This window comes from Pseudomonas sp. GW704-F2 (assembly GCF_059423025.1).
Genome location: NZ_JBWKXO010000015.1, coordinates 88,355 through 113,038, shown reverse-complemented (window position 1 = coordinate 113,038; position 24,684 = coordinate 88,355). Strand labels below are relative to the sequence as shown.

At 59.8% G+C, this 24,684-nt stretch carries 17 protein-coding genes; 14 read left to right on the top strand and 3 right to left on the bottom strand.

The features are described from left to right. Positions 1-87 precede the first annotated feature (87 nt). Entirely contained in the window at positions 88-1,740 is a 1,653-nt protein-coding gene (locus AC07W0_RS15070; RefSeq protein ID WP_046487064.1) for a cyclic peptide export ABC transporter, read from the bottom strand. A 199-nt stretch (positions 1,741-1,939) separates the two neighbouring features. On the opposite strand from AC07W0_RS15070, the gene AC07W0_RS15065 reads away from it, so the two are divergent. Then, the gene (locus tag AC07W0_RS15065) at positions 1,940-2,767 is read left to right on the top strand and encodes a formyl transferase (protein WP_102618799.1); all 828 of its coding nucleotides are present in this window, start codon (positions 1,940-1,942) and stop codon (positions 2,765-2,767) included. A 271-nt stretch (positions 2,768-3,038) separates the two neighbouring features. Here AC07W0_RS15065 and pvdO read toward each other — a convergent pair whose 3' ends face one another. Together pvdO and pvdM are read right to left on the bottom strand one after the other, a co-directional pair. Next, positions 3,039-3,905 (bottom strand): dihydropyoverdine dehydrogenase, encoded by an 867-nt coding sequence (gene pvdO / locus AC07W0_RS15060; protein WP_046487059.1) that lies wholly within the window; start codon positions 3,903-3,905, stop codon positions 3,039-3,041. A 76-nt stretch (positions 3,906-3,981) separates the two neighbouring features. After that, positions 3,982-5,340, bottom strand: coding sequence for a pyoverdine-tailoring dipeptidase-like protein PvdM (gene pvdM / locus AC07W0_RS15055; protein WP_102618800.1), 1,359 nt, complete (start codon positions 5,338-5,340; stop codon positions 3,982-3,984). 142 nt (positions 5,341-5,482) lie between these two features. Between pvdM and pvdP the strand changes: the two genes are divergently transcribed. The 13 genes from pvdP to AC07W0_RS14990 all read left to right on the top strand — a co-directional run bounded on the left by pvdP (position 5,483) and on the right by AC07W0_RS14990 (position 24,586). After that, entirely contained in the window at positions 5,483-7,111 is a 1,629-nt protein-coding gene (gene pvdP, locus AC07W0_RS15050) for a pyoverdine maturation tyrosinase PvdP (protein ID WP_102618801.1), read from the top strand. Between the two features lie 475 nt (positions 7,112-7,586). Continuing rightward, positions 7,587-8,090, top strand: coding sequence for a type VI secretion system contractile sheath small subunit (tssB, locus tag AC07W0_RS15045; RefSeq protein WP_046487053.1), 504 nt, complete (start codon positions 7,587-7,589; stop codon positions 8,088-8,090). A 32-nt stretch (positions 8,091-8,122) separates the two neighbouring features. Further along, positions 8,123-9,661, top strand: a complete 1,539-nt coding sequence (gene tssC, locus AC07W0_RS15040; RefSeq protein WP_046487050.1) for a type VI secretion system contractile sheath large subunit — start codon at positions 8,123-8,125, stop codon at positions 9,659-9,661. Positions 9,662-9,684: 23 nt separating this feature from the next. Then, the gene (gene tssK, locus AC07W0_RS15035) at positions 9,685-11,040 is read left to right on the top strand and encodes a type VI secretion system baseplate subunit TssK (protein WP_102618802.1); all 1,356 of its coding nucleotides are present in this window, start codon (positions 9,685-9,687) and stop codon (positions 11,038-11,040) included. Next, a complete protein-coding gene (gene tssL / locus AC07W0_RS15030; protein ID WP_057004771.1) occupies positions 11,037-11,720 on the top strand; it encodes a type VI secretion system protein TssL, short form in 684 nt (227 codons plus the stop codon). The genes tssK and tssL overlap by 4 nt, the downstream gene beginning before the upstream one ends. 6 nt (positions 11,721-11,726) lie before the next feature. Next, on the top strand, positions 11,727-13,445 hold the full coding sequence (locus tag AC07W0_RS15025; RefSeq protein ID WP_102618803.1) for an OmpA family protein: 1,719 nt from the start codon (positions 11,727-11,729) through the stop codon (positions 13,443-13,445). A 24-nt stretch (positions 13,446-13,469) separates the two neighbouring features. After that, the gene (locus AC07W0_RS15020; protein WP_046383733.1) at positions 13,470-13,961 is read left to right on the top strand and encodes an Hcp family type VI secretion system effector; all 492 of its coding nucleotides are present in this window, start codon (positions 13,470-13,472) and stop codon (positions 13,959-13,961) included. A gap of 155 nt (positions 13,962-14,116) precedes the next feature. Next, the gene (gene tssH / locus AC07W0_RS15015) at positions 14,117-16,771 is read left to right on the top strand and encodes a type VI secretion system ATPase TssH (RefSeq protein WP_102618804.1); all 2,655 of its coding nucleotides are present in this window, start codon (positions 14,117-14,119) and stop codon (positions 16,769-16,771) included. After that, positions 16,768-20,112: a type VI secretion system Vgr family protein gene (locus tag AC07W0_RS15010; protein ID WP_309474177.1), complete on the top strand. Its 3,345-nt coding sequence runs from the start codon at positions 16,768-16,770 to the stop codon at positions 20,110-20,112. The genes tssH and AC07W0_RS15010 overlap by 4 nt, the downstream gene beginning before the upstream one ends. A gap of 13 nt (positions 20,113-20,125) precedes the next feature. Next, positions 20,126-20,674 (top strand): hypothetical protein, encoded by a 549-nt coding sequence (locus tag AC07W0_RS15005; protein WP_126587381.1) that lies wholly within the window; start codon positions 20,126-20,128, stop codon positions 20,672-20,674. Continuing rightward, positions 20,671-22,764 carry a lipase family protein gene (locus tag AC07W0_RS15000; RefSeq protein WP_102618979.1) on the top strand — a complete coding sequence of 698 codons (2,094 nt, stop codon included), beginning with the start codon at positions 20,671-20,673 and terminating at the stop codon, positions 22,762-22,764. Before AC07W0_RS15005 ends, AC07W0_RS15000 begins: the two co-directional genes overlap by 4 nt. Before the next feature lie 227 nt (positions 22,765-22,991). After that, the gene (locus AC07W0_RS14995) at positions 22,992-23,771 is read left to right on the top strand and encodes a hypothetical protein (RefSeq protein ID WP_256580915.1); all 780 of its coding nucleotides are present in this window, start codon (positions 22,992-22,994) and stop codon (positions 23,769-23,771) included. 11 nt (positions 23,772-23,782) lie between these two features. Further along, positions 23,783-24,586: a hypothetical protein gene (locus AC07W0_RS14990; RefSeq protein ID WP_256580916.1), complete on the top strand. Its 804-nt coding sequence runs from the start codon at positions 23,783-23,785 to the stop codon at positions 24,584-24,586. Positions 24,587-24,684 lie beyond the last annotated feature (98 nt).

The window sequence follows — 24,684 nt, the reverse complement described above, 5'->3', positions numbered from 1 at the left end:
TAAGTGGGCAATTATAAGTGTTTATTGAGTCTGGTTCTCATTACCACTAGTGAGACGTTCCTATCCCGGGAAACCGGAAAAGAAAATTCACGCTGGCGTCATTTCGCGCACGACCTGGCCGGCGCGCAGGCGCACCAATTGGTCGGCGATATCGAAATAGCGGTCGTCGTGACTGATCACGATGATGGTCTTGCCCAGGCGCTTGAGGTCCGGCAGCAGCTCGGTATAGAAGATCCGGCGGAAGGCCGGGTCCTGGTCGGCGGCCCACTCGTCGAACACCAGCACCGGGCGTTCTTCCAGCCAGGCGTTGACCAGCGCCAGGCGCTTGCGTTGGCCGGTGGACAGATCGGTGGTGCTGAACACACCGTCCTTGACGCTGACCTTGTGGGCGATCTCCAGGCGTTCCAGGTATTTTGTCGCGCTGTCGAGTGACTGGGCGGCGCTGCCCTGGACCAGGTCGTCGAACAGGTAGTAATCGGCGAACACCGTGGTGAACAGTTGGCGATAGTCGTCGCGCTCGGGGTCGCTCACAGCGTTGCCATTGAGCAGGATTTCCCCGGCCTGCGGCGGGTACAGCCCCAGCAGCAGCTTGATCAGGGTGGTCTTGCCGCTGCCGTTTTCGCCGACGATGAACACGATATCGCCCTGGGCGATGTTCAGGTCGATCGGCCCCAGGTGGAACGGTTCGCTGCCTGCCACTGCCGGCGGGCTGTAGCGCACACCGCGTAATTCCAGGCTGTTGACCACCGGTTGCGGGGCTTCGCTGTCATCCATCAGCAGGTGCGGTTCCGGCGAGGAGAAGCGCTGTGACAGCTCACTGATACGACCAAATGCAATCTTCGCCTTGCCCACCACCGGCAGGTAGCCGAGCAGGTGTTCCAGCGGGCCTTTCATGTACAGCAGCACCAGGACGAAACCGGTGATCACGCTAGGGTCGGGGTTGGGGTTATAGGCCTGCATCGCCAGGGCCAGGCCGATCACCACGAAGAACAGCATCGAGCCAAAGGTCTTGGCAAGGATGTAGATGTTCACGGAACGCACCTGGATGTCGGCGATGCGGTCCGCGGTTTCCTGAATGCGCTGGGTGTTCATGCGAAAGCGCCGGGGCCGGTGCATGCGCAGTTCCTTGGCGCCGGAGGCAATGGCGTTGTAGTAACGCTGCAGCTCATCCTCGTGGCTGCGCGCCAGGTCGAAGCCCTGGATGCCTTTGCCGCCAGCGATGAACTGCACGGCACTGCCGATCACGATGGCGACCACCATCATCAGAAACATCGGTACCGACAGGTAGGCCAGGTAGCCCAGGCAACCCAGGGTCACTGTGGCCGCAATGGCCAGCGGTGTGAACGCGAAGGAGAAATCGCTGATGGTGTCGACGTCGTGGGTCAGTACCGGGATCAGCCGGTGGGAGCGATAACCCTCGATCTGCCCGATCGGCGCCGACAGCACCTTTTCGCCGAGGTCCTTGCGCAGGGCGGCAATGATCCGTTGGCCGACGTAATTGGTGCCGATATCGGAAATAATCGAACTGACCAGCGCCAGCACACACAGCGCAGCAAACGTCAGAATCACCCCCTGGGTCATCCCGGCGGCGGAGTGCAGCGCATTATTGATAGTCGCCAGCAGCAGCGTGATGGCCAGGCCACCGGCCATGCCCAGGGCGACGGAGACGCTCACGATGGCGCGAAAGGGCCTGAGCAATGCGAGCAAACCGCTGAAGGCGCCGCGCTTGGGGTCGGTCATAGGTACTTCCCGGAAAGTGAATGGAGGGGGCTGGGCACACAGACCCTTACCCATGACAAACGAAGCGTCGGCGCGAGTATTTAGCGCGGCGTGCCCGGCGGTGGCGGTGGCGGATAAATTGCCCGCTGCCTGGTTCGTTCTTGTTGGGTAGGCGCACGCGTAGGGTCGCGTGCCGGATCTATCCAGTGAGAGCGAACCAATGACGAAAAAGAACCTGGTGTATGTGTGGTCCCTGAGAAATGCCGCCGCCGACAAGGCCGGGCAGCCAGTGGCCTATAAGGACCACGAGCGCTACATGAAGTCGGTGCTGGAGTTTCTGGTGGGCTCGCTCAACGATACGTCGCTGGGCGAGGCCTATAACCTGGTGGGCGTGGTGTATGACGACGACGAGCAAAACCCGCGTGACCGGCAATTGGTCGCCGACTATGGCTTTGCCTATGCGCCGGGCCGCCAGTGGCTGTACCCGGCGGACCTGCGGGTGCAGGGGCGTCTGGTCAACGATTTGCTGCTGAGCGTGCCGTCCACCTACCGCCGCCTGCCGCGTGGCAGCGCGCAACACATCGCCGGCAAGCAGGACTTCGAACGCCGCCTGCACGACACGCTGGTGGAGCTGAAGGCCGATATCGTGGTGCTGGACGGCCTGTTGGTGATCCTCGATGAGCTGGTGCGCTCGGGTGCGCCATTTGCGCGGCGGATCATGAACATTCACCCGGGCATTACCCGTATCGAATCGCCCTACGAGCGCCGGGGCGCCTACGCCACCTGGAACGCCTTGTACGGTGCCCGTGGCCAGGCGGTGGTGGATTGGATGACCAAGGAGACGCAGCCGTGCGAGCCGCGGTACCTGACCGGTGCGTCGTTCCACTACGTGGACAACGGCATCGACTCCGGTGAAGTGTTCCACGACGTGCTCAAGACCGAGATTTCCCCGGACGACACCATCCTCGAATTGCGCTGGAACAACTTCAACAACAGCCTGTTTCCGGCGTTGCATGAAGGTTTGGAACGGTTGGCTCAGCAAAGCTGACGCACGCCCCCTGTAGGAGCGGGCTTGCCCGCGAAAATCGCCAACGATAACGCGTTTATCCTGGATAAACGCGGCGTACTCGGGAGCTTCGCGAGCAAGCTCGCTCCTACAGTGGGTGCAGCGGGTGCAGCGGGTGCAGCGGATGCAGCGGATGCAGCGGATGCAGTGGATGCAGCGGATGCAGTGGATGCAGTGGATGCAGTGGGTGCAGTAGGTGCGGTGGGTGCAGCGAGTGCAGTAGGTGCAGTAGGTGCAGTGAGGGGATTTGTTGTTACAGGTCGCGCACTACCCGAAAGCCGATCCAGTCCCCGCGTGTCTGCGGGTAGATGTTGTTGCGATTGCCCGAGCGCGAGAACACTGGCGCTTCGCCCCAGTCATTGCCACGGATCTGGTAGCTCTCGCAGTTCGGTTCCACCCAGGCGCTGCCGTCGGTCGGTGCGCCGATGTAGTTGGGGTGTTCGCAGTCGGCCACGCGCTCGTAGACGTTGCCGTGCATGTCGTACATGCCGAATGCGTTCGGCGGGTAGCTGCCGGCCGGCGAGGAAAAACTGTAGCCATCCGCCGGACCGTAAGTGTTGGCATGTTCGGCAATGCTGTAACCCTTGCCTTCGTCGAACGGAAACGGGAAGGGGCCGCTGGAGCCGGCGCGCGCGGCGTATTCGCGCTGGGCTTCGCTGACCATGTGGTACGGCTGCCCGGTCTTTTTCGACAGCCAGGCCACGTAGTGTTTGATGTCGTCCATGTCCATGCACACTGCCGGCTGACGCGGGCTCTGGGGGTAGCGCGGCTTGCTGGCGATGCATTCGCGGCCGGGGCGGGTGTCGCCGTCGGCGATCTTGACCCCGGTCTGGCGGATATAGCTGTCCCACTCGCCAGCGGTGATCTGGAAGCGGCTCATGGCGAACGGCTTGGCGAAGGTCACGGCATGCATCGGGCCTTCGTCCGGCTCGCGGCCGACCTCATCGTCGGGCGTGCCCATGGTGAAAGTGCCGGCGGGCAGCACCACCATTTCCGGGCAGTCCTTACAGTCCTTGAACACTTTGCCGGGTTGCGGCGTGGCGGCCTCGGCCAGGTTGGGCAGCAGCGCTGCGCACAGGGCGGTGAGGGCCAAAGCGGTCAGGGGGGCGGATGGCGTCATGTGGGCCTCTCGTTCAAAGGGCAAAGGGCGTGCGTCACCACCGCTGGCTCAGCACGGTCATGTTGTGCTCACGGGCTTACGTCGAGGGTGATGAGCGGTTGGCCAAGGGCCTGGCGGCTTTTTGTACCTGGTCCCACACCCGCAGAAAGTTGCCGCCCCACAGCTTGGCGATGTCGGCTTCGGAGTAGCCGCGCTGGATCAGCTCGGCGGTGACGTTGCGGATTTCGCCGACGTTGTTCCAGCCGTCGATACCGCCGCCGTCGTTGAAGTCCGACGCCAGGCCGACATGGTCGATGCCGATCTTGCGCACGGTGTAGTCGATGGCATCGCCCAGGTCCTTGAGGGTGGCCTTGGGTTCGTCATCGAGGATCGCGTACAGCGCGCTGGCGTACTCGCCGAACGTGTGCTCGGGCCAGGCGGCGATGATTGCGTCGCCCGGCATCAGGGCCACGGCCAGGTTGGGCAGGGGTGGCAGGTCGAAGCGGGCGCGCAGGCTGTTGAGCTTGTCCTGGGTCGGCTGGCTCAGCGGGCGCAGGTAGGCGGAGAAGGCCACGATCTGTACCACGCCGCCGCTGCGCTTGATCAGTTGCAGTTCCTTGTCACTGAGGTTGCGCGGGATATCCACCGCCGCGCGTGGCGCCGAGTGGGAGGCCACCAGTGGCGTGCGGCTCAACTGCGCAACCTGTTCCAGGGCCTTGGTCGACATTTGCGACACATCGATGATCACCCCCAGGTCATTGAGGCGGTGTACCGCTTGCTGGCCGATGTCCGAGAGGCCGTCGAGAGCGTCGGTGGAGTCATTGAAAAATGGCAGTGGCCGCGACGAGTCGGACCAGGCGTTATTGCCGATATAGCTGAAGCCGAACATACGCATGCCGCGTGCTGTCCACAGGTCCAGCTGGTTCAGGTCGCTGCCCAGCGGGTAGGCGTTGAGCATGCTGATAAAGATCGCGAATTTGCCTTCGCCATGCAGGCGCCGGAAGTCATCCGGGGTGTAGGCGATGCCCACTTCGTTGGGGAAGTCGCGCACCATGCCGGAGATGATTTTGTAGCGCACTTCCTGCTCGTGGCGGGCTTCCTCGACAAAGCCGTCGCTGGGCCTGTGGGGAGCATTGGCGCCGTTCCAGATTTCCGGCCAGCCGAAAACCGTCAGCGCCGCCCCGGACAATCGCCCGCGACGCGCCTTGGCCAGGTCGAACTGGCCGCCGCCGTCGTGGTCGGCCTCATTACCGGCAGTGCCGAAATCCAGCGGTACGGTGATATGGCTGTCGAACGACAACAGGTGCTCCTGCAGGTCATTGGCCTGCTTGATCACCGCCAGCGGGTAGCCGGCATTGCCTCGGAACCAGTGATCCCAAGCCAGGAAACCGGCCCCGGCGCCGATGGCCAATGCCAGGCCGATAAACAGCGCCTTTTTCGAACGTGGTTTTGTCATTGCCGTCTCAGTCAGTTGAGGCCTTTGCTATCTGGGAAGAACGAGCGATGAGCGCGGAAATTTAGGCCTCGGCGACGGCGCGGTAAATTTCCCGCGCGAGTAAACGTTCTAGCTCTGATAACGCCGTTTCCTAAGGTAGACAATGACGATCTCTCGACGTGGGTTCATCGCAGGCCTGGCGCTGACCGGCGCCGCCGTGCCGGCGGCCTTATATGCCCATCGCGAGTGGACGCGTGAAGAATTCCCCATCACCCCCGGCGAAGCCACGGTGGATCTTGCCGATACCGCCGGCCAGCACCTGGCGAACACGTTGCGCGGGGTGTGGAACCTGCGGCTTGAAGGCCGCGATGCCGGCCTCAAGGGTTTGCCCGCGCAGGGCCTGGCGTTGCTGCTCGATGTCGCGCCGCGTGGGCGTGGTTTGCGTGGTTATCTCGACACGGCCGAGCACCTGCGCGGCGATGGCGAACCCCGTTATCGCGTGTTGGGTGACTTGCTCGCGGGCGAGGGCACCGAGCTCTATTGGCGGCTGATCGACCGTGATGCAGCCGACGGCGCGCCGGCCTATGAATTCAGCATGACCGTCGATGAAGTCTGGGGCGTCTTCGGCAACGCCGGCAGCGGCACCCTCAGCGGGCAGATCCTCGACCTCGACCGCCCCCTGGCGCTGACCGCGCCGGATAATCGCTTTGTTGCCCACAAACAGCCGTTTCCCGAAGCCCGCCAACGCATCGGTCTCAACCCTTCGCTGCTGGCCTGGCTGATTTCCCCCGAGCACCGCCTGTTCCACCAACTGTGGCACGCCACGCGCGACCAATGGCACAAGCTCTCCGAGGAAAAACGCGACGCCTTGCGTGGCATCGGCTGGCAGCCCGGCCCACGGGGCAAGGAGCGCGACGCGCGGGGCAAGCTCAAGGATCGCAACGGCTCGGGCATCGACTTCTTCTTCATGCATCGGCATATGCTCGGCACCGCACGTTCGATGCAAGACTTGCCGTCGTGGTCCGCCTTCCCCGAACCGCAACCGGCCCTGGAACGTGATCGCCTGGGTTTCCTGCGCTACTTCGACAACCATGACGGCTTTGCCCTGCCACCCACCTGGCTGGCGCCGGACGACGGCGACTACACCCAATGGGTCAGCGATATCAAAGCCGCCGAGACCTACCACAGCAACTTCCAGGTCTGGGAATCCCAATACCGCGACCCGCGATACCTGGCCAAATTGACCCTGGGCCAGCTCGGCTCCGAAATGGAGCTGGGCCTGCATGACTGGCTGCACATGCGCTGGGCCTCGGTGCCCCGCGACCCCTCCAACGGCGCCCCCGTGCCCTTCGCCCGCGACCCGGCAGACTTTGCCGCGCGTTGGTATGCGCCCGAGAACGACTTTCTTGGCGATCCGTTTTCCTCCCACGTCAACCCGGTGTTCTGGCACTTCCATGGCTGGATCGACGACCGCATCGAAGACTGGTTCCGCGCCCATGAGCGCTTCCATCCCGGCCAGGTCAGCCGCCTGGAGGTCAATGGCGTGGCATGGTTCGCGCCGGGGCGTTGGGTTGAAGTCGGCGACCCGTGGCTGGGCCCGGATACCCATGGCTGCAGCACCACGCCAGGCTTGCAGAGGGGGCGTTCGATGGAGATGGACCCAGAGATCATGAAGCTCGCCCTGCGAATTACGTTTGCTGCGCAAGACGAAGCGCTGCAGGGTTTGTTCAAACGGGTGCCGAAGCGGCCATGGTATGCGCGGCATTTGAAGATCAAGGCGCGCGAGGTGTAGGCGTTTTTTGCTGGAGTTCAATGTTTATGATGTAAAGCTGAGACGGAGATGGTTTATCTTCTGGTCGGCACGTGGGTGTTTTTTATAGGTTTTAGTACTATAAACAATGGAAGATGTTGAAATAAATTCATATGGGTTGGTATATTTCTACTGATCTTTTATTGGGCGTCGCCACGGTTAAGAAATATCCGACAGCGAGGTCCCTGTCTGTGGTTTAAATCTTCAATAATCTTTGCAAGAAAGATAATCTTTGTGCTTTGTGGGAAATATCCCTGATGCGCAATGGAAAGTTCCCGTCCGTGATTCGGGGGCTGGTAAGTTCCGGCAGTGATACTTCATTCTAGTGAGCAAGCGGACGCCATGTGCCATGTAGCACTTTGGCTTTCCGGAAAGGGAATTTAAGTTGATTGAATTCCGGTTTTAATTTCCATCTGACCGCAGATCAATGCTGTTGGATAACTCACGGAATGAAACGATGACGCTAAGCAGCTTTCAAAATGAAGTGCCCAAGGCCAGGGTTAATATCAAGCTCGACCTGCATACCGGCGGTGCGCAGAAAAAGGTTGAGTTACCTTTGAAACTGATGGTGCTGGGTGACTACAGTAACGGTAAAGAACAGCGTCCGCTCTCCGAGCGTGGCAAGGTTGATATCAATAAGAACAACTTTGACAGCGTCCTGGGCGAGTTCTCGCCGGGTCTGAAGCTGGCTGTCGACAACACCTTGGACGACGATGCGTCCGACACCGCTGTCGAACTGAATTTCCGGTGCATGAAGGACTTCGAGCCTGAGCAGGTCGCACGGCAGATTCCACAACTGCGTGCGTTATTGGCGATGCGCAACCTGTTGCGTGATCTCAAATCGAATCTGCTGGACAACGTGACCTTCCGCCATGAGTTGGAGCGCATCCTCAAGGATGACGCGCTCAGTGACGAACTGCGCGCTGAGTTGGCTGCCTTGGCGCCTGAAGAAGAGCGTTAATTCATAGCGGTAATTTAAAGGGAAGTTAAATCATGTCCTTAGAACATTCCAACGTGCAAGCGCGCGGCGCTACAGTGTTGTCTGAAGAGTCTGCGGGTGTTTATGCTGCGCTGTTTAACAAGATCAATTTAAGTCCTGTTGCTGAATTGGCCGGTATTGATATCTTCCAGAACTCGGATGCGCTGTCCGAGGTGTCCGCCGATGAGCGGGTGACGGCAGCGGTCAGTGTGTTTTTAAAGTTGCTTAAGCAATCGCCGCAAAAAATCGAGCGTTTGGATAAAGTCCTGTTGGATGAGCATATTGCCTCGTTGGACCGGCAGATTGGCCGTCAACTCGATGCGGTCATGCACCATCCGGACTTCCAGCGCGTCGAGTCAACCTGGCGCGGTGTGAAATCGCTGATTGATCAGACGGATTTCCGTCAGAACGTTCGCATAGAACTATTGGATGTCAGCAAGGACCACCTGGTGCAAGACTTCGAGGACGCGCCTGAAATTGCCCAGAGCGGCTTGTACCTGCATACCTACACGCAGGAGTACGACACACCGGGGGGCGAGCCGATTGCGGCGGCTATTTCAAACTACGAATTCGATCGCAGGCCTCAGGACATCGCGCTGCTGCGCAATATTTCCAAAGTCGCCGCCGCCGCCCACATGCCGTTTGTGGGGGCTGTAGGCCCAGCGTTCTTCGGCAAGGAAACCATGGAGGAGGTGGCCGCGATCAAGGACATCGGCAACTATTTTGATCGTGCCGAATACATCAAGTGGAAGTCATTCCGTGACAGTGACGACGCGCGTTACATCGGCCTGACCATGCCGCGCGTCCTGGGGCGCTTGCCCTACGGGCCCGACACCGTTCCCGTGCGCAGCTTCAATTACGTCGAGAATGTCAAAGGGCCGGATCACCACAAGTACCTGTGGACCAACGCATCGTTTGCCTTTGCCGCGAACATGGTCAAAAGCTTCATCAGCAACGGTTGGTGCGTGCAGATACGTGGGCCGCAGTCGGGTGGTGCGGTCACTGAACTGCCTATCCATTTGTATGACTTGGGCACCGGCAATCAGGTCAAGATCCCTTCCGAAGTGATGATTCCGGAAACCCGTGAGTTCGAGTTCGCCAACCTCGGTTTCATTCCGCTCTCGTACTACAAGAACCGCGACTATGCGTGTTTCTTCTCGGCCAACTCCGCGCAAAAGCCGGCGCTGTACGACACGGCCGACGCCACCGCGAACAGTCGAATCAACGCACGCCTGCCTTACATTTTTCTGCTGTCACGCATTGCTCACTATCTGAAGCTGATCCAGCGCGAAAACATTGGCACCACCAAGGACCGGCGTTTGCTGGAGCTGGAGTTGAACAAGTGGATCGGCGGGCTGGTCACCGAGATGACTGATCCGGGCGATGACTTGCAGGCCTCACACCCGCTGCGGGAGGCGAAGGTCACGGTGGAAGACATCGAGGACAACCCCGGTTTCTTCCGCGTCAAGTTGTATGCCGTGCCGCACTTCCAGGTCGAGGGCATGGACGTGAACTTGTCGCTGGTTTCGCAGATGCCCAAGGCCAAAGCCTGATTCAGTCGTAGGGAAACGATGCCATGAATATCGATCGCCCTCTGTGGGCCGCCGGGGCGTTGCTGTCGCCGCAACAATTCCAGCAACAGGCGCGCTGGGAGGCTTGGACCAACGAACAACTCGCGCACCTGGCCCTGGCACACCCCTGGGGTGTCCAGGCGGTAGGGTTCGACCTGGATGCATTACGGCTGGGTAAGCTCAAGGCGACTCAGTTGCGGGTCCGCATGCCCGATGGCACCTGGATCGACACCGAGCAGGTCGACCGCCTGCCTCCGGCCTTGGAGCTGGCGCAGTTGCTGGCCGACGAAGATCAGGACGCGTTATTGCACTTGGCCTTGCCCCTGGAACAGGCGAATGGCGACAACTGCCTGTTCGACGGTGGCAGGGCCGATCGGCCCACACGCTATCGCCAGTCTTGGCGCGACGTACAGGATATGTATGCCGATGAGGTGCAGTCGATAGGCGTGCTGGAGCATGCACTGAGCCTGCGCCTGCAGCGCGACGATAATGCGGACTACATGACGTGTCCAGTCGCGCGCCTGGTGCGCGACGGGCAGGGCGCCTGGAGCCTCGACCCGGGCTATGTGCCGCCGTTGCTGAGCTTCGCCGCGCACCCGGGGTTGCTGAACCAGCTGGACAACCTGTTGACGCAATTGTCCGCCAAGCGGCAACGGCTCATGGGCATGCGGCGGGAAAGCAATCAGCGCATGGCGGACTTTGCCGTCGCCGACGTGTCGCTGTTCTGGCTGCTCAATGCGTTGAATACCTACCAGCCGGTATTGGCCGATCTTCGGGAGTTTCCCGCGCGCCACCCCGAGCAGGTCTACCAGCAACTGATCAAGCTCGCCGGCGGCCTGCTCACGTTTTCGCTGGAACACGACGTGGACAAGATCCCCGCCTACCAGCATACGTCGTTGGAGGCGGTGTTCCCGCCGCTGATGCACACCCTGTCGCTGTTGTTGGAGGCCAGTCTTCCGTCGCGGGTCATTGCTTTGAGCCTGGAGGTGCAGGGGGCCAATCGTTGGCAAGTCACGCTGAATGACCCGCGCTTGCGCGAGCGTGAGGGGGCCGATTTCTATTTGTCGGTGCGCAGTCGGCTACCGGCGGCGCAGGTGCAGGACCAGTTCCCGCGCCTGTGCAAGATCGGTACGCCGGATGAGGTCGATTATCTGATCAACGCGGCGCTCGACGGGGTGCCGTTGCAGTCCCTCAGCCATGTCCCGGCGGCGATTCCATTGCGCCTGGAAAATCAGTACTTCGCACTGGATCTCGGGCATTCCAAGGGGCAGGCGGTGCTGGACGAAGGGGTCTGTGCTTTCTACGTTCCCAGCAGCTTGGTCGACGTCAAGTTGGAATTGTTTGCGGTGCTGCGCTCATGAAACCGACGCCTTCCAACGAGCAAGCCGCAGCAGCGGTGGATATCGACGCGCTGTTACAGGACACCTACCTATTGGTGGTCGAGTTGCGCCAGGGCGCCTCGGTGCAACCTGGCCGGGAGTTGGGCCAGCTTTGTATCGAACAGGTTGAGCAAGCTCGGCAGCACCTTGAACGGGCGGGCCTGAGTCAGCGCAACATCGACCACATCAGTCATGCTCAATGCGCGCTACTCGACGAAACGGTGCTGACCTGCGCCGACGCAGATGCCCGCGCCGCCTGGGCCAGCGAACCGTTGCAGGCCAAGTTCTTCAATCGTCATCAGGCCGGTGAGTTTCTGTACGAGGCCATGCGTGACGTGTTGAGCGAACCCGCGCCGGACCGGCATGTGTTGACGGTATTTCAGCGCGTATTGATGTTGGGTTTTCGCGGGCGCTATCGTGATTTGAGCGACCCCGGACGCGAGCAACTATTGGCTGCTCTCAACGCACAGGTGGCGCCGTTCAAGGTCAGCCAACACATGCCGACGCAGGTGGTCGGTGGCGAACTCAGCGCGGGTTTTGGCTGGCTGCGCTCGCCCTTGATTCATCTGCTGACAGTGGCCCTGTTGCTGGTTGCGACGTGGTGGGGATTGGATCATCTGCTGAGCGATGCGATTGCCTCGCTCTTGCCTGATCAGGGGTAAGCGCGGATGACCTTCAATCTGCATCGCATCCTTTACCTGTGGGCTGGTGTCCTCGTCCTCGCGTTGCTGCTCATCATTCCGCTGGCGATGTGGGCGCGTGTGCTCGGCGCGCTGATCGCGGTGTGTTGTGTGACGTGGGCCTGGGTATCGCTGCGCCTGCGCGCCGAGCGGCAGCTTGGGTCGGTGAGGTTGGCCGAGGGCATGGTGCTGCCCGCTGCGGGGTTTCGTCAGCCGGTGGTGCTGGTCTGCGGTGATGGCCTGGATGGGCTGTTCGGCGGGGTTGCCGCCGGGCAGTTGGCCCTGCGGGTAACCGAGCGAGGGTGCTACGTGCGCGTACCGAGCCTGGAGCAACTGCCGGCTATCACCGATCACCTTCTGGCCTTGCGTCCTGGCTGGGCCGGGCAACTGGGCGTGATGTTCAGCGTCAGCCCCGGCGCGCACAGTGATGGGGCGGTACTCGCCGGTCAGATGCGCGCCTTCAGTCATCAACTGGCCTTGGCCCGCAAACGCGGGGTTGCGCTGCCGCTGTTGCTGGTGAGCTACCTGCAAACCCTGCAGGACGAGGCGCCCTGGTTCTGTTGGGGCAGCGAGCAGGTCGAGGTCCGTGTGTGTGATGCGGGTGCTTGCGTCAGCCTGGATGACTGGCAACAGCAACCCGCTGACTCGCCCAGGCAGGCCGCTCGGATGCACGCCAGCATTCAACTGAACAGCGCTGTGGCCTGGCTTCACGAAGCGGTACTGCCGCACCTTGTCACGCGTAACGCTTCTGGCCTGGCGGCGATCTGCGCAGTTACGTGGGTGCCGGCATTGGCGCATGCCGTGAAGGGGAACCTGTGGCAGCAATGGTTACGCAGCAAAGTCGCGCTGGCGGATCACAGGGCGGTTGTGGCCGATGCGGTGTTGCCGTTCCCTGACCCTTTGCTCAACCTGCTGCCGCTCGGCCCGCTGCGTTCCCCGGTGCAACGCGCGAGCGTCGTTGCGCTGTGGTTGTTCGCCGTCGCCGGTGTTGTCGCACTTGCCAGTTCGGCGTGGCAGAACGCCCTGTTGCTGCGCCAAGTCAGTGATGACCTGCGACGTTATTCGGCGATCCCGCAACCGACCCAGCGTAATCAGCGCGAGTTTCTTGGGCGTGAAAATGCCGTGGGCGTGTTGCGCCAGGACGCCCAGCGTCTGGACGCGTACTATCGGCACGGTGCGCCCCCGGCATTCGGCCTGGGCCTGTATCGCGGCGAACGCCTGCGCGCTGCGCTGCTGGCGGTACTGGCTGCTCACGTTGAGCCGCCACCGGCCGCATCGCCTGCGCGGGCTGCCAGCCCGGTGCGGTTGGACAGCCTGTCGCTGTTCGCCAGCGGCAGTGCCCAGCTCAAGGCGGATTCAGCCAAGATCCTGATCAATGCGCTGGTCGATATCAAGGCCCAGCCCGGCTGGCTGATCGTGATCTCGGGGCATACCGATGCCACTGGCGACCCCGAGAACAACCTTCGACTGTCCCGCGCCCGCGCCGCTGTCGTGCACGACTGGATGCAACGCATGGGCGGCATTCCCGACAGCTGCTTTGCTGTACAGGGTTTCGGCGCCAGCCAGCCGATTGCCGGTAACGACACCGAGGCGGGGCGTGCAGCCAACCGCCGCGTTGATATCCGTCTGGTGCCTGAGGCGGGGGCCTGCGCGCTTCCCGTTGCAAGCCCGGACAGGCAACCCCCGGTCGCATTCCGCGACATTTAAATCTACGAGAAAAAGGAGCTTCACATGGCAATTCCCGTTTACCTCTGGCTGCAAGACGACGGCGGCGCAACTATCAAGGGTTCGGTGAACGTGCAACAACGCGAGGGCAGCATCGAGGTGGTTGCCCAGGATCACAGTCTGTACATCCCCACCGACAACAACACCGGGAAATTGACCGGTACGCGGGTTCACACCCCGTTTCTGTTTTCCAAGGAAATCGATGCCTCCAGCCCCTATCTCTACAAGGCGGTCACCACCGGGCAAACCCTCAAGAGTGCCGAGTTCAAGTGGTACCGCATCGATGATGCGGGGCAGGAGGTCGAGTACTTCATCACCAAACTCGAAGAGGTCAAGGTCGTGAAAGTCGCGCCGAAAATGCACGACGTCAAAGACCCCAGCAAAGAGAAGCACAACCACCTCGAGCAGGTGGAGTTGCGTTACGAGAAGGTCACCTGGACCTACAAGGACGGCAACATCATCCACTCCGATTCGTGGAATGAACGCCAAAGCGCTTGATACGCCCGGAGCAGCAGGTGGGTCTTTGCCTGCTGGCTCCCGGTGTGCTGGGTTGAGCGTCCGTTCGCGGGCGTTCAGCCAAACACATCGAGTTTCCGGCCCGCGACTGGCGTTAACGATCGCGTACCACCATCACCGAACAAGGATGTAGCCGTATGGCCCAGAATTCCACGCGCTTGCTTCGTCGTCTCAACCCTTACTGCGCCCAGGCGTTGAGTGCAGCGGCCACGCTGTGCCAAAGCCGTGCCCACGCGCAGATCACCGTCGAACACTGGCTACTCAAGTTGCTGGGGCAAGGTGAAGGCGACCTGGCCGTGATCGCACGTCGCTATGAGTGGAATATGGAGACGTTGTGGTATGGCTTGCTGGAGCACATCGATCGTCTGCCGCGTAGCGTGCAGAGCAAGCCGCAGCTGTCGGCGCCATTGCAGCAACTGATCAAAAATGCCTGGTTGCGTGCCTCATTGGACGAGCACAACGACAGCCTGCGTTCCGTACATCTGCTGAGCGCGTTGATGGAGACGCCCAGCCTGCTGGCGTGCGAAGCCGTATGGCCCTTGCTCAGCCTCAGTGAGGTGCAGTTGCAGCGGCTGCAGGTGTTGCTGGACCAAACCTCCGAAGAGCGCCCCGAGGCGCAGACGTCAGGGACCGCGGGGCCTTCAAGTGAACTCGCCATACGCCCGCCCAGCGTGTCGAAAGACGACGCGTTAGCGGCGCTGCTGGACAGGTTCACCCAGGACCTGACCGTCAAGGCCGCGCAAGGGAAGATCGACCCGGTGTTCGGCCGCGATGATGAAATCCGTCAGGTCATCGATATCCTCAGCCGTCGGCGCAAAAACAATCCGATCCTGGTGGGCGAGCCTGGTGTCGGCAAAACGGCGCTGGTCGAAGGCCTGGCGTTGAGCATTGCCCAAGGCAAGGTGCCGGACAGTCTCAAAACAGTCAGTGTGCGTACCCTTGACCTGGGATTGTTGCAAGCCGGCGCTGGCGTCAAGGGCGAGTTCGAACAACGCCTGAAAAACGTGATCGACGCCGTACAGCAGTGCGAACAACCGGTGCTGTTGTTTATCGATGAGGCCCATACCCTGGTCGGGGCCGGCAACCAGGCCGGCGGCGCCGATGCGGCCAACCTGCTCAAGCCCGCTCTGGCCCGTGGCGAGTTGCGCACCATCGCCGCGACCACCTGGAGTGAATACAAGCAGTATTTCGAGCGTGATGCCGCTTTGGAAAGACGCTTTCAAATGGTCAAGGTCGAGGAACCGGACGACGCGAATGCTTGCCTGATGTTACGCGGGCTCAAGGCGCGCTACGCCAGCCATCACGGTGTGCATATCCAGGATGCGGCAGTGCAGGCGGCGGTCAGCCTGTCGAGGCGCTACCTGACGGGGCGCCAGTTGCCGGACAAAGCCGTCGACCTGCTGGACACCGCCAGCGCCCGGGTGTGCATGAGCCTGGACTGCGAACCGCAGGCGTTGCGCCGTCTGAGTGCCCTGCAAGTGGCCCTGGAACTGGAGGGCCAAGCGCTGGAGCAGGATCAGCGGCTTGGCGGCCACAGCGTGGATGAGCGTCTGGCGACGATTGCCGCGCAACACGCCGATCTGCAACGTCAGCACGCCGATCTGGAACAGCAATACCGCCAAGAACTCGATCTGGCCCAACAATTGATTGCTGCGCGCCAGGCGCAGCCACCGCAGCGGGATACCTGTGCACAGTTGCAACGGCAGTTGAGTGACATTCAAGGCAGCCAGCCACTGCTGTCTTTGGATGTCGATGCACGTAGCGTGGCGCAAGTCATCGCCGACTGGACCGGCGTGCCACTGGGCAGCTTACTCAAGGACGAGCAGGCCAATCTGCTGCTGCTCGAACAGCAATTGCAAGCGCGCGTGATCGGCCAGGCTCCGGCCTTGAGTGCCTTGGCTCAGCGCCTGCGTGCGGCCAAAACCGGGCTCACCGATGAGAAGGCGCCGTTGGGCGTGTTCCTGCTGGTCGGCACCAGCGGCGTGGGCAAGACCGAAACGGCGCTGGCCTTGGCCGACAGCCTGTTCGGCGGCGAAAAATCACTGATCACCCTCAACTTTTCAGAGTACCAGGAAGCCCACACAGTCAGTCAACTCAAAGGCTCGCCACCCGGCTACGTCGGCTACGGCCGGGGCGGTGTATTGACCGAAGCCGTGCGCCAGCGGCCCTACAGCGTTGTGTTGCTCGACGAGGTGGAAAAGGCGCATCGCGATGTGCTTAACCTGTTCTACCAAGTCTTCGATCGTGGGTTTATGCGCGATGGCGAAGGGCGCGAGATCGACTTCCGTAACACGGTCATTCTGATGACCTCCAACCTCGGCAGCGATCTACTGCACACCAGCGTGCAGGAACACCCGGAGATACCGGACAGCGTGCTGCATGAACGACTGCGTCCGATCCTGCGCGAACACTTTCAGCCAGCGTTGCTGGCGCGCTTTCAAACCCTGATCTATCGCCCGCTGCGAGCCGACGCACTCAAATGCATTGTTGCGATCAAGCTGGCCCAGGTCGCCAAGCGCCTGCAGCGTCATTACGGCCTGGATTGCCGGATTGACGACACCCTGAACGACGCCTTGGTTGCTGCCTGCCTGCTACCGGATTCAGGCGCACGCAACATCGACAGCTTGCTTAACGAGCAGATCCTGCCGGTCCTCAGTCAACAACTGTTGGCGCGTCGAGCGGCGCAACTGCGCACCCACGGCGTGAGCTTGGGCTATAGCGAGGATGAAGGGATCAGTCTGCATTTCAGCGATGTTCAAGACACGGCGCAGGCCGTCGCCCTGGAGGTGTGAACGTGCAGGCTTTCTTCGACCACAGCCGGCACACCTTGAGTGTGCGCAACATCGAAGCCCGTCTCGACGTGTTGGCCTTTGACGGCCACGAACACCTGAGCCAGCCCTTCACCTATCGCGTGGAATTCACCAGCACCGAACGTGACCTCGCCGCCGAAACCCTGCTTGGCCAGGACGCCCGTTTCAGCCTGCACGCCGCCCCGCAAAAACCACCGGCCTCAGGCTTCATCGCGCCCGCAATCAAACCGCTGCGCAGCCTGCACGGCGTGGTCACCGGCTTCAAGCGCCAATCCGGCTCGAACGACCAGGCCCGTTATGAAATCACTCTGCAGCCGCGCCTGGCTCTGCTCGGCCAAGGCAGACAATTTCGCATCTACCAGCATCAATCCGTGCCGCAGATCGTCGAAAGCATCCTGCGCAGCCGCCACGACTTTGAAGGCCAGGACTTTCTGTTCAGCCTGAAACGCGACTACCCCAGGCGCGAGCAGGTCATGCAATACGGCGAAAGCGACCTGGCCTTCATCGACCGCCTGCTCGCCGACGTCGGCATCTGGTACCGCTTCACCAGCGACGAACGCCTGGGTATCGATGTGGTCGAGTTCTGCGACGATCAGCGCCTCTACCAGTTCGACATCGCGCTGCCGTATCGCCCGCAATCCGGGTTGGGCAGCAGCGGGCAGGACGCGGTGTGGCACCTGCAATCGAACCACCGGGTGGTCGAACAACAGGTGCATATCCGCGCCTACCACCCCCGCGACGCCGGCGCCCACCTGAGCGGCGAGATCGACCAGAGCCGCGGCGCCAGTGGCACCTACGGCGAGGCCTACCACTACGCCGAGCCCTACACGACCCTCGGCGACCGGCTGGATCAGGACGAAGACCTGCTCAGTGAAAGCGGCTACTTCTACGCACGCCTGCGCCATGAGCGTTACCTCAACGCCCAGACCCAACTCAGCGGCATCACCAGCAGCGCCACGTTGGCGCCGGGGCAGGTGCTGCACATCACCGGCGGCGCGCCCCAAGCCTTCACACCGGGCGCGGTGATCACCGGCCTGACCACCACCGCCGCCCGCGATAGCAGCTTGGTCGCGACCTTCCAGGCCATACCCTATTCAGACACCGTGTGCTTTCGCCCCGCACTGCAGCCCAAACCCCAAATCGCCGGCACCGTCCCGGCCCGCGTCACCAGCCCACAGGCCAACGACCCCTACGGCCACATCGACCTCGAAGGGCGCTACAAGGTCAACTTCCTGTTCGACCGCGACACCTGGAAACCCGGCGAAGAAAGCCTATGGCTACGCCTGGCCCGACCCTACGCCGGAGATACCCACGGCCTGCACCTGCCGTTGATTCCCGGCACCGAAGTGGCGATTGCCTTTGAACAAGGCGACCCGGACCGGCCCTACATCGCGCACGCGTTGCACGATAGCCAGCATGTCGATCATGTGACCTTGCGTAACTACAAACGCAACGTGCTGCGTACCCCGGCGAATAACAAGCTGCGGATGGATGACACGCGGGGGCGGGAGCACGTCAAGGTCAGTACTGAGTATGGAGGTAAGAGCCAGCTGAACCTGGGGCATTTGGTGGATGCCGCGAAACAAAAGCGTGGGGAAGGGTTTGAGTTGCGCACGGATAGTTGGGGCGCGATTCGTGGGGGGAAAGGTTTGTTTATCAGTGCGGATGACCAAGGCCAGGCTCGGGGTGAACAACTCGACATGGTGGCTGCCATTGAGCAACTGAAAAGTGCGCTATCGCTGGCGCGCTCTCTGGCGCAGGCAGCTCGTAGTGCTGGAGTGCAGCCTAGCGATATTGAGAGCCAACTGGATTTGGTTCAGTCACTCATAGGGCTGGCGCAATCGGGATTACTGCTGCATGCCCCGGCGGGTATCGGCGTAATGAGTCCTAAAGCCGTGTGTCTGTCTTCCGGAGGAGAGAGCGTGGGTATCATCGCCGCGCACAACGCCGACATCAGCGCCGGACACGATATCACCGCAGCCGCCGAGGGTGGCGTCAGCGTGCTTGCGCAAAGTGCTGACCTGCAATTCAAGGCGGCCCAAGGCAAAGTTGAACTGCACGCTCAAGGCAGTTACCTCCATGCTTTGGCAAAGACCGACGTTAAGATCGAAAGCCTGGAAGGTCGTATAGAAATCAACGCCCCGCAAGAACTGGTGCTCAACTGTGGCGGTGCCTATATCCGTTTAAAGGGCGGTGATATAGAGCTAGGGGCGCCAGGCAATATTTATCTAAAAGCTAACCATGTGCAAAAGTTTGGCAGCGCCAGCCTCAATACACCGGCGTCACTGTTGCCAGCGGGTTACTCCGGCGGCTATACCTTGAAAGACGACACGGAGACACCACTGCCATTTAGTCGCTACCGGATAACCACCCAACAAGGTGAGGTATTCAATGGAGTGACGGATAAGCATGGGCAGACGATGAGCGTTCATACCTTATTGCCCGGAGACCTGAAAATTGAATTACCAGAATCAGTAACACGCTATGACGAACAGCTTCGCTTGATCGGGCCTGATGGCGAGCTTGTAAGTAACTTTAAATATTCGGTCACTCTGGCAGATGGACATGTATTTGAGGGGGTGACAGGTGCGCAGGGTTTTACCCAGCGCTTCGAAACTCAGGAGCCGACACGGATCACGCAAATAGAACTTTTTCTTACGGAGGATTTCGGGGCTTTCTGCTGCGCTGCGGAAAGCATTAAAACCCCAATGGTCATTGATCTTACGTCAAGTGATGTATCAACTAACGAGGTAGCAATAGGTAGCTCGGTAAAGGAGGTTTCTCTACCTAGAGGCAAGAAGCGCTCTTTGACGCTTGGGGAAATTGCCATGGCAGGAACAATCTTTAAGGATGCTATTGATTACACAAAAGTTGAGGTGCATCACGCTGGGTGGTGGGGGTTCCTGGGGCGGCAGAATACGGCTGCAACTCCTAACGGTAATATGTATTACCCTTCAAGTACTGGGTACTATAGGCATGATTTTTCCGCTACTGATGATGATCGAGATAAAGCGCTATTTATACATGAGATGACCCATGTATGGCAGTACCAGTTGGGTTATCCGGTAAAGCGAATGGGGTTGGTGGTTACAAGTCGTGGCGCACCTGCTTATCGCTATGCTCTGACAGAACAGAGCGTTTTGTCGGACTACAACATGGAGCAGCAAGGTGAAATCATCTCGGATTACTATTTGATTTGTGTGGTGGGTAATCCGCACGGTGTGTGGAATGAGCGCAACTTCACCAAAAGTCCAGCGCTTCTTGCGTCGACACTCGAGTCGTTTCTTAAAAAGCCAGCCGACAAAAAACATCTTCCAAGTTGAAAAGGAGGGTCGTATGAAATTTGCACTGTTTTTAACGCTCAGCTTGCCATGGTTAGTAGTCGAAAGTGTTTACGCTGCATCATATGGCCGCAGAGAGGCTGGGGATGTGGTTTCGGTTAATGGTAAACCGGCTATTTGCGTGCCTAGCAATGCTAAGGGCGTCTTTGCAGTGAGCCGCGTATCATTAACAGAAAGCTATACACGAAACCCTCCTACTTGGGGGGCGTCCCTTTTGCCGGGATTTAAACCATTGGAGCTGAGTCCAGGTGCCTGTATCGTTTTAGGCACCGTGCCTGAGGGGTACGAGTACGACAACTACAAAATCAAAGCCCGCCCTCTGCTGCTTGAAGTTAATCAAACTTATATATTCAGTCTGCGTAATGCATATCGCTCTACTGATAGTTACGACGCCGTCTTCTGTGTCAATAAAACTGCGACCGGAGTCATGGAATATCTTCAGTACACCCGGCTGGCCGATGGAAGCCAGATCATTCCTTCGTGCGGTGGCAACCGTAACACTGATCCATCGAGTCAGGATGGCACAGGAGATGTTGATAAATGAATGATTCCCTGCACCGCACGGATACGCTCAATTCGCGCAAGGAGTTTACTGGCGGTAAACAGAAACAGCATTGGATTGAATTCCAGTTGGTGGACGAGCAGGGGGCCCCCCTGGCGAATATGCCTTATCAGGCGATCAACGACGCCATCCGACAGAGGTGCTTCCCCGAATGCTCCGGGCTCAGCGATGCTCAGGGCGTGATTCGTATCGAGGGGCTGCACCCCATCCCCATCACCCTGAAGGTGCAGGCCGATCCTTTTGCCGAGTTGCTGCAAACCCGTCGCTTGCGTGCCCTGCGTGCCGAACCGCATCGGCCTGTAATCGGCAACTGCACCCCATTGTATGGCCCGCAGCGTTCGGGTTTCTCGCCCGTCGAGAAGCAGGCACTCGCGGCAGGTCACCGCTACCACTACCTGCGTATCGGTCAGTTATGCGACCGATTACCGACCCTTGATCCGCCTTTGGAGGACCCGAAGCGGCCTCCGGCCTTTCACTTCCCGGACACAGCATTCAGCGGTTTCACCGTTGAGTACGAAGCGCTGAATCACCGCCACGTGTTGGAAGTTTGCCCCTTCCGCGCCTGGTCGTTGGTGCTGCATCACCAACCCGAATACAGCATGGCCAATGCCTATAACCTTGGGCTGATGGCTAACCTGTCCTACAGCATTGTCGCCCAGAACATCTTGAAGCAACGACCGGGCACCGATCCCAGTACCGTCTCAGGCTCGGTGGAGGAGTTCTTTTTACGTCAGTGCCTGGACCTGTCGCGCACGCCGGTGATGATTGACTCTGGAGGGACGCGTCTGCCAGCACTGGTGGTAGACGTCCCCTTCAACCAACGCTACACCACGGCGGTTATGCTGGATTCGCTGGAGGCCAAGCGACCGTCGGGTGCCTCCGATATTCCGCGGCTCATCATCGAAAACACCCAGTTGTTCTATTGCATCAACCAGACACAAGTGGTTGTGGCCTGGCGCGGGACACAGGAACCCAAGGACTGGCTGACGGATGTGCTGTACCGCCCGATGCCGGCCGATGGCAGCGGCTGTGACTTGAAGTCTGCGTGTACGCCTTTGACTGATGTCGGCAGTGTGCATTATGGGTTTTTGCATGCGTTTGAGGTGGCTAAGAGGTTGTTTCCTAAGCGCTTTGATGACATTCAAAAAGCGGTAGTTGAACAAAAGTTATTTATTTGCGGCCATAGCTTGGGTGGTGCCCTGGCTCTAATCCACTCTGCCGAGCTTATAGATCGCAGCCCTCTACTCTATACCTATGGTATGCCTCGCACCTTTACGGCCAAGGCACTGGAGCGCCTGAAAACGGTGACCCACTTTCGCCATGTCAACGACGCCGACACCATCACCAGCGTGCCACCCGAGGCGGAATTGGATAACTGGCTTTACGATGCCCTGGGGCCGCTGGGCCACGACCTGGGCTACATATGGTCCGTGGGTGAACTGGTGGCCGGCAAACTGGTGCGCTTTGGCGACCCCTACTGGCATCACGGCCAAATCGCCATGTTCTACCGTGCCGACCAGCATGTGGAGTCACGGGCCTCAAATAACCCCGCCGAGCGGAGTAGAGAAGGCCTGGGCGCGCCTTACCACACCACCATTCTTAAGCGTTTGCCACACCGAACCCGCCTCTATCTGGTGCCCAGTCTGAACGATGAGTTCAGCCGCTTCGCCCGTGAAGAGCAGAAGACCCTCATTCGCTCGATGAGCCGGGAAAGTCTGACTCGGTTCTTTCCGTCACACACCAATCCTGAACGCAGCACTCTCCGCAGTAACCCGATGGATCACTCGATGGTCGCTGCCTACTTACCCTTCTTGCACAACCAGTTGCTGGAGTTGAGCGATCCCGACCGGCCACTGGAGCGCAAGGCGCAACGGGCGAAGTTCGAGACGCAGATGCATGGGGTGGGCGTCCCCGAAGCGGAAAAACACCGCAACGAGCAGTTCCTTGCCTTGCAGAAGTTGTTACCCATGGCCTTGCGCATGACTCAAGACCTGGAAGGCGGTCCTGAAGCCCTGCAGCGCTTCTGCCGCGAGCGCGAATTTGGCGTGATGATCGAGATCACCCAGGCCTGAATCTACGCATCCGGGGTGCAACAGCCCACCCAACACACTAGCCATAAGGGAAGACATAAAACCATGAACATTCTGATCCACCCTGCGCAGGGGCCAGTGCAACACGTGAACTATCACGTAGTCGAGGAAATTGGGAGGGGCAGCCAACCCATTCCCTCCCGTTACCCAGATGCGAGAACCGTCGAGTTTCCCGACGCACTGCCAGCGATCACGGAGGAACACAGCCTATGAATGCTCGCCTAAGCCCTCTGAGCGGCGCTTTGTTGCTGTTGCTCAGCCTAAACGGTTGCGCCCAGAACCAGGCCTTGGCACCGCCACCGGGTGGAGAGCAGGTCAGCATCGTGGTGAAGGTCCCGCAGAACCTCGCGGCGGAACCCATGCAGGTGATGTACCGCTCGGAGAAATGCCCGATCAAACGCTCCGGGCCAGACTGGACCACTTATGAAGAGGATGGTTACTTGTCCACTATGGTTCAACCGCAACAGCAGGGGCAGAGCGACCTGTATGAGGCCAAGTTGCCCATCAATGGTGGTAGCCGATGCCAGTGGCAACTGAGCAATGTGACTTTTGGCGTTACCTACGCCAATACAACGCACTTTGGCGAGAATGTTAAAGCGGGCCCTGGGGGCGGGGTGATCGTGATGTTCGATCAGCATCTGCCACAACAACGTTCTGCTTTTGAGCCGACGATAGAGGTCAGTGGCGACTTGCTGATCCGTAAGGATTACTACCCTTGGGTAAACGAACAGTTTCTGGGCCGACATGAAAAGCTCGCTTGGATAGTCGGACAGGGTGAAATGTATTCGTATTATCGAGCTCCAACGACGCGAAAGGTGGTTTTCGAGCCTCTGCTACATGCTGACTACGTCGTTTATTCGGTAGGGCCGAAGGTGAAAAAAGAGGGTAATCGCAACATCTTCACCTATTCTGACGGCTGTGCTGTGGTTGGTGGCAGTGGCCCAAACTTCAAGAAGCTGCAATCCATTCGTCTGGGGCAATCACAATGACAGCGCTATGGATGGAACATGCCTCCGTGCATATGCAGCGCGTCACCCAAACAAGCGCTGCTTTGTTGTTGCTGCTCAACCTCAGCGGTTGCGCCCAGAACCAGACCTTGGCACCGCCACCGGGTGGAGAGCAGGTCAGCATCGTGGTGAAGGTCCCGCAGAACCTCGCGGCGGAACCCTTGCAGGTGATGTACCGCTCGGAGAAATGCCCGATCAAACGCTCCGGGCCAGACTGGACCACTTATGAAGAGGACGGTTACTTGTCCACTACGGTTCAACCGCAACAGCAGGTGCAGAGCGACCTGTATGAGGCCAAGTTGCCCATCAATGGTGGTAGCCGATGCCAGTGGCAACTGAGCAATGTGACTTTTGGCGTTACCTACGCCAATACAACGCACTTTGGCGAGAATGTTAAAGCGGGCCCTGGGGGCGGGGTGATCGTGATGTTCGATCAGCATCTGCCACAACGACGTTCTGCTTTTCAGCCGACGATAGAAGTCAGCGGCGATCTGCTGATCAGGAAGGACTACTACCCCAGGGTTAGCGAACACTTCCTTGGCGGACACGAAAAACTCGCTAGGTTATTCGGCGAGGGTGAGATTTATTTGTATTACCGTGCCAAAAATGCACGGCAGGTGGTGTTCGAGCCCGTGCTGCATGCCGACTACGTGCTTTATTCAGTGGGGCCGAAGGTGAAAAAGGAGGGTAACTATACCCGCTACACCTACCCCGATGGCAGCGTGGTGGCTGATGGTCGTGACCCAAGCTTCAAGAAGCTGCAATCCATTCGCCTGACTGCGGAGAAGGTTCGATGAATCGCATGTTTCCTTCTGTTCAGGCCTTACCGTTAACTCTTAATGTTTTATTCCGGATGTCGGATGACGTGAGTCTTAGATAAAACCTAGTCATGTAT

Coding starts and splice junctions, on each gene's coding strand:
- AC07W0_RS15070 (WP_046487064.1), bottom strand. CDS start 1,740: ATGACCGACCCCAAGCGCGGCGCCTTCAGCGGTTTGCTCGCATTGCTC.
- AC07W0_RS15065 (WP_102618799.1), top strand. CDS start 1,940: ATGACGAAAAAGAACCTGGTGTATGTGTGGTCCCTGAGAAATGCCGCC.
- pvdO (WP_046487059.1), bottom strand. CDS start 3,905: ATGACGCCATCCGCCCCCCTGACCGCTTTGGCCCTCACCGCCCTGTGC.
- pvdM (WP_102618800.1), bottom strand. CDS start 5,340: ATGACAAAACCACGTTCGAAAAAGGCGCTGTTTATCGGCCTGGCATTG.
- pvdP (WP_102618801.1), top strand. CDS start 5,483: ATGACGATCTCTCGACGTGGGTTCATCGCAGGCCTGGCGCTGACCGGC.
- tssB (WP_046487053.1), top strand. CDS start 7,587: ATGACGCTAAGCAGCTTTCAAAATGAAGTGCCCAAGGCCAGGGTTAAT.
- tssC (WP_046487050.1), top strand. CDS start 8,123: ATGTCCTTAGAACATTCCAACGTGCAAGCGCGCGGCGCTACAGTGTTG.
- tssK (WP_102618802.1), top strand. CDS start 9,685: ATGAATATCGATCGCCCTCTGTGGGCCGCCGGGGCGTTGCTGTCGCCG.
- tssL (WP_057004771.1), top strand. CDS start 11,037: ATGAAACCGACGCCTTCCAACGAGCAAGCCGCAGCAGCGGTGGATATC.
- AC07W0_RS15025 (WP_102618803.1), top strand. CDS start 11,727: ATGACCTTCAATCTGCATCGCATCCTTTACCTGTGGGCTGGTGTCCTC.
- AC07W0_RS15020 (WP_046383733.1), top strand. CDS start 13,470: ATGGCAATTCCCGTTTACCTCTGGCTGCAAGACGACGGCGGCGCAACT.
- tssH (WP_102618804.1), top strand. CDS start 14,117: ATGGCCCAGAATTCCACGCGCTTGCTTCGTCGTCTCAACCCTTACTGC.
- AC07W0_RS15005 (WP_126587381.1), top strand. CDS start 20,126: ATGAAATTTGCACTGTTTTTAACGCTCAGCTTGCCATGGTTAGTAGTC.
- AC07W0_RS15000 (WP_102618979.1), top strand. CDS start 20,671: ATGAATGATTCCCTGCACCGCACGGATACGCTCAATTCGCGCAAGGAG.
- AC07W0_RS14995 (WP_256580915.1), top strand. CDS start 22,992: ATGAATGCTCGCCTAAGCCCTCTGAGCGGCGCTTTGTTGCTGTTGCTC.
- AC07W0_RS14990 (WP_256580916.1), top strand. CDS start 23,783: ATGGAACATGCCTCCGTGCATATGCAGCGCGTCACCCAAACAAGCGCT.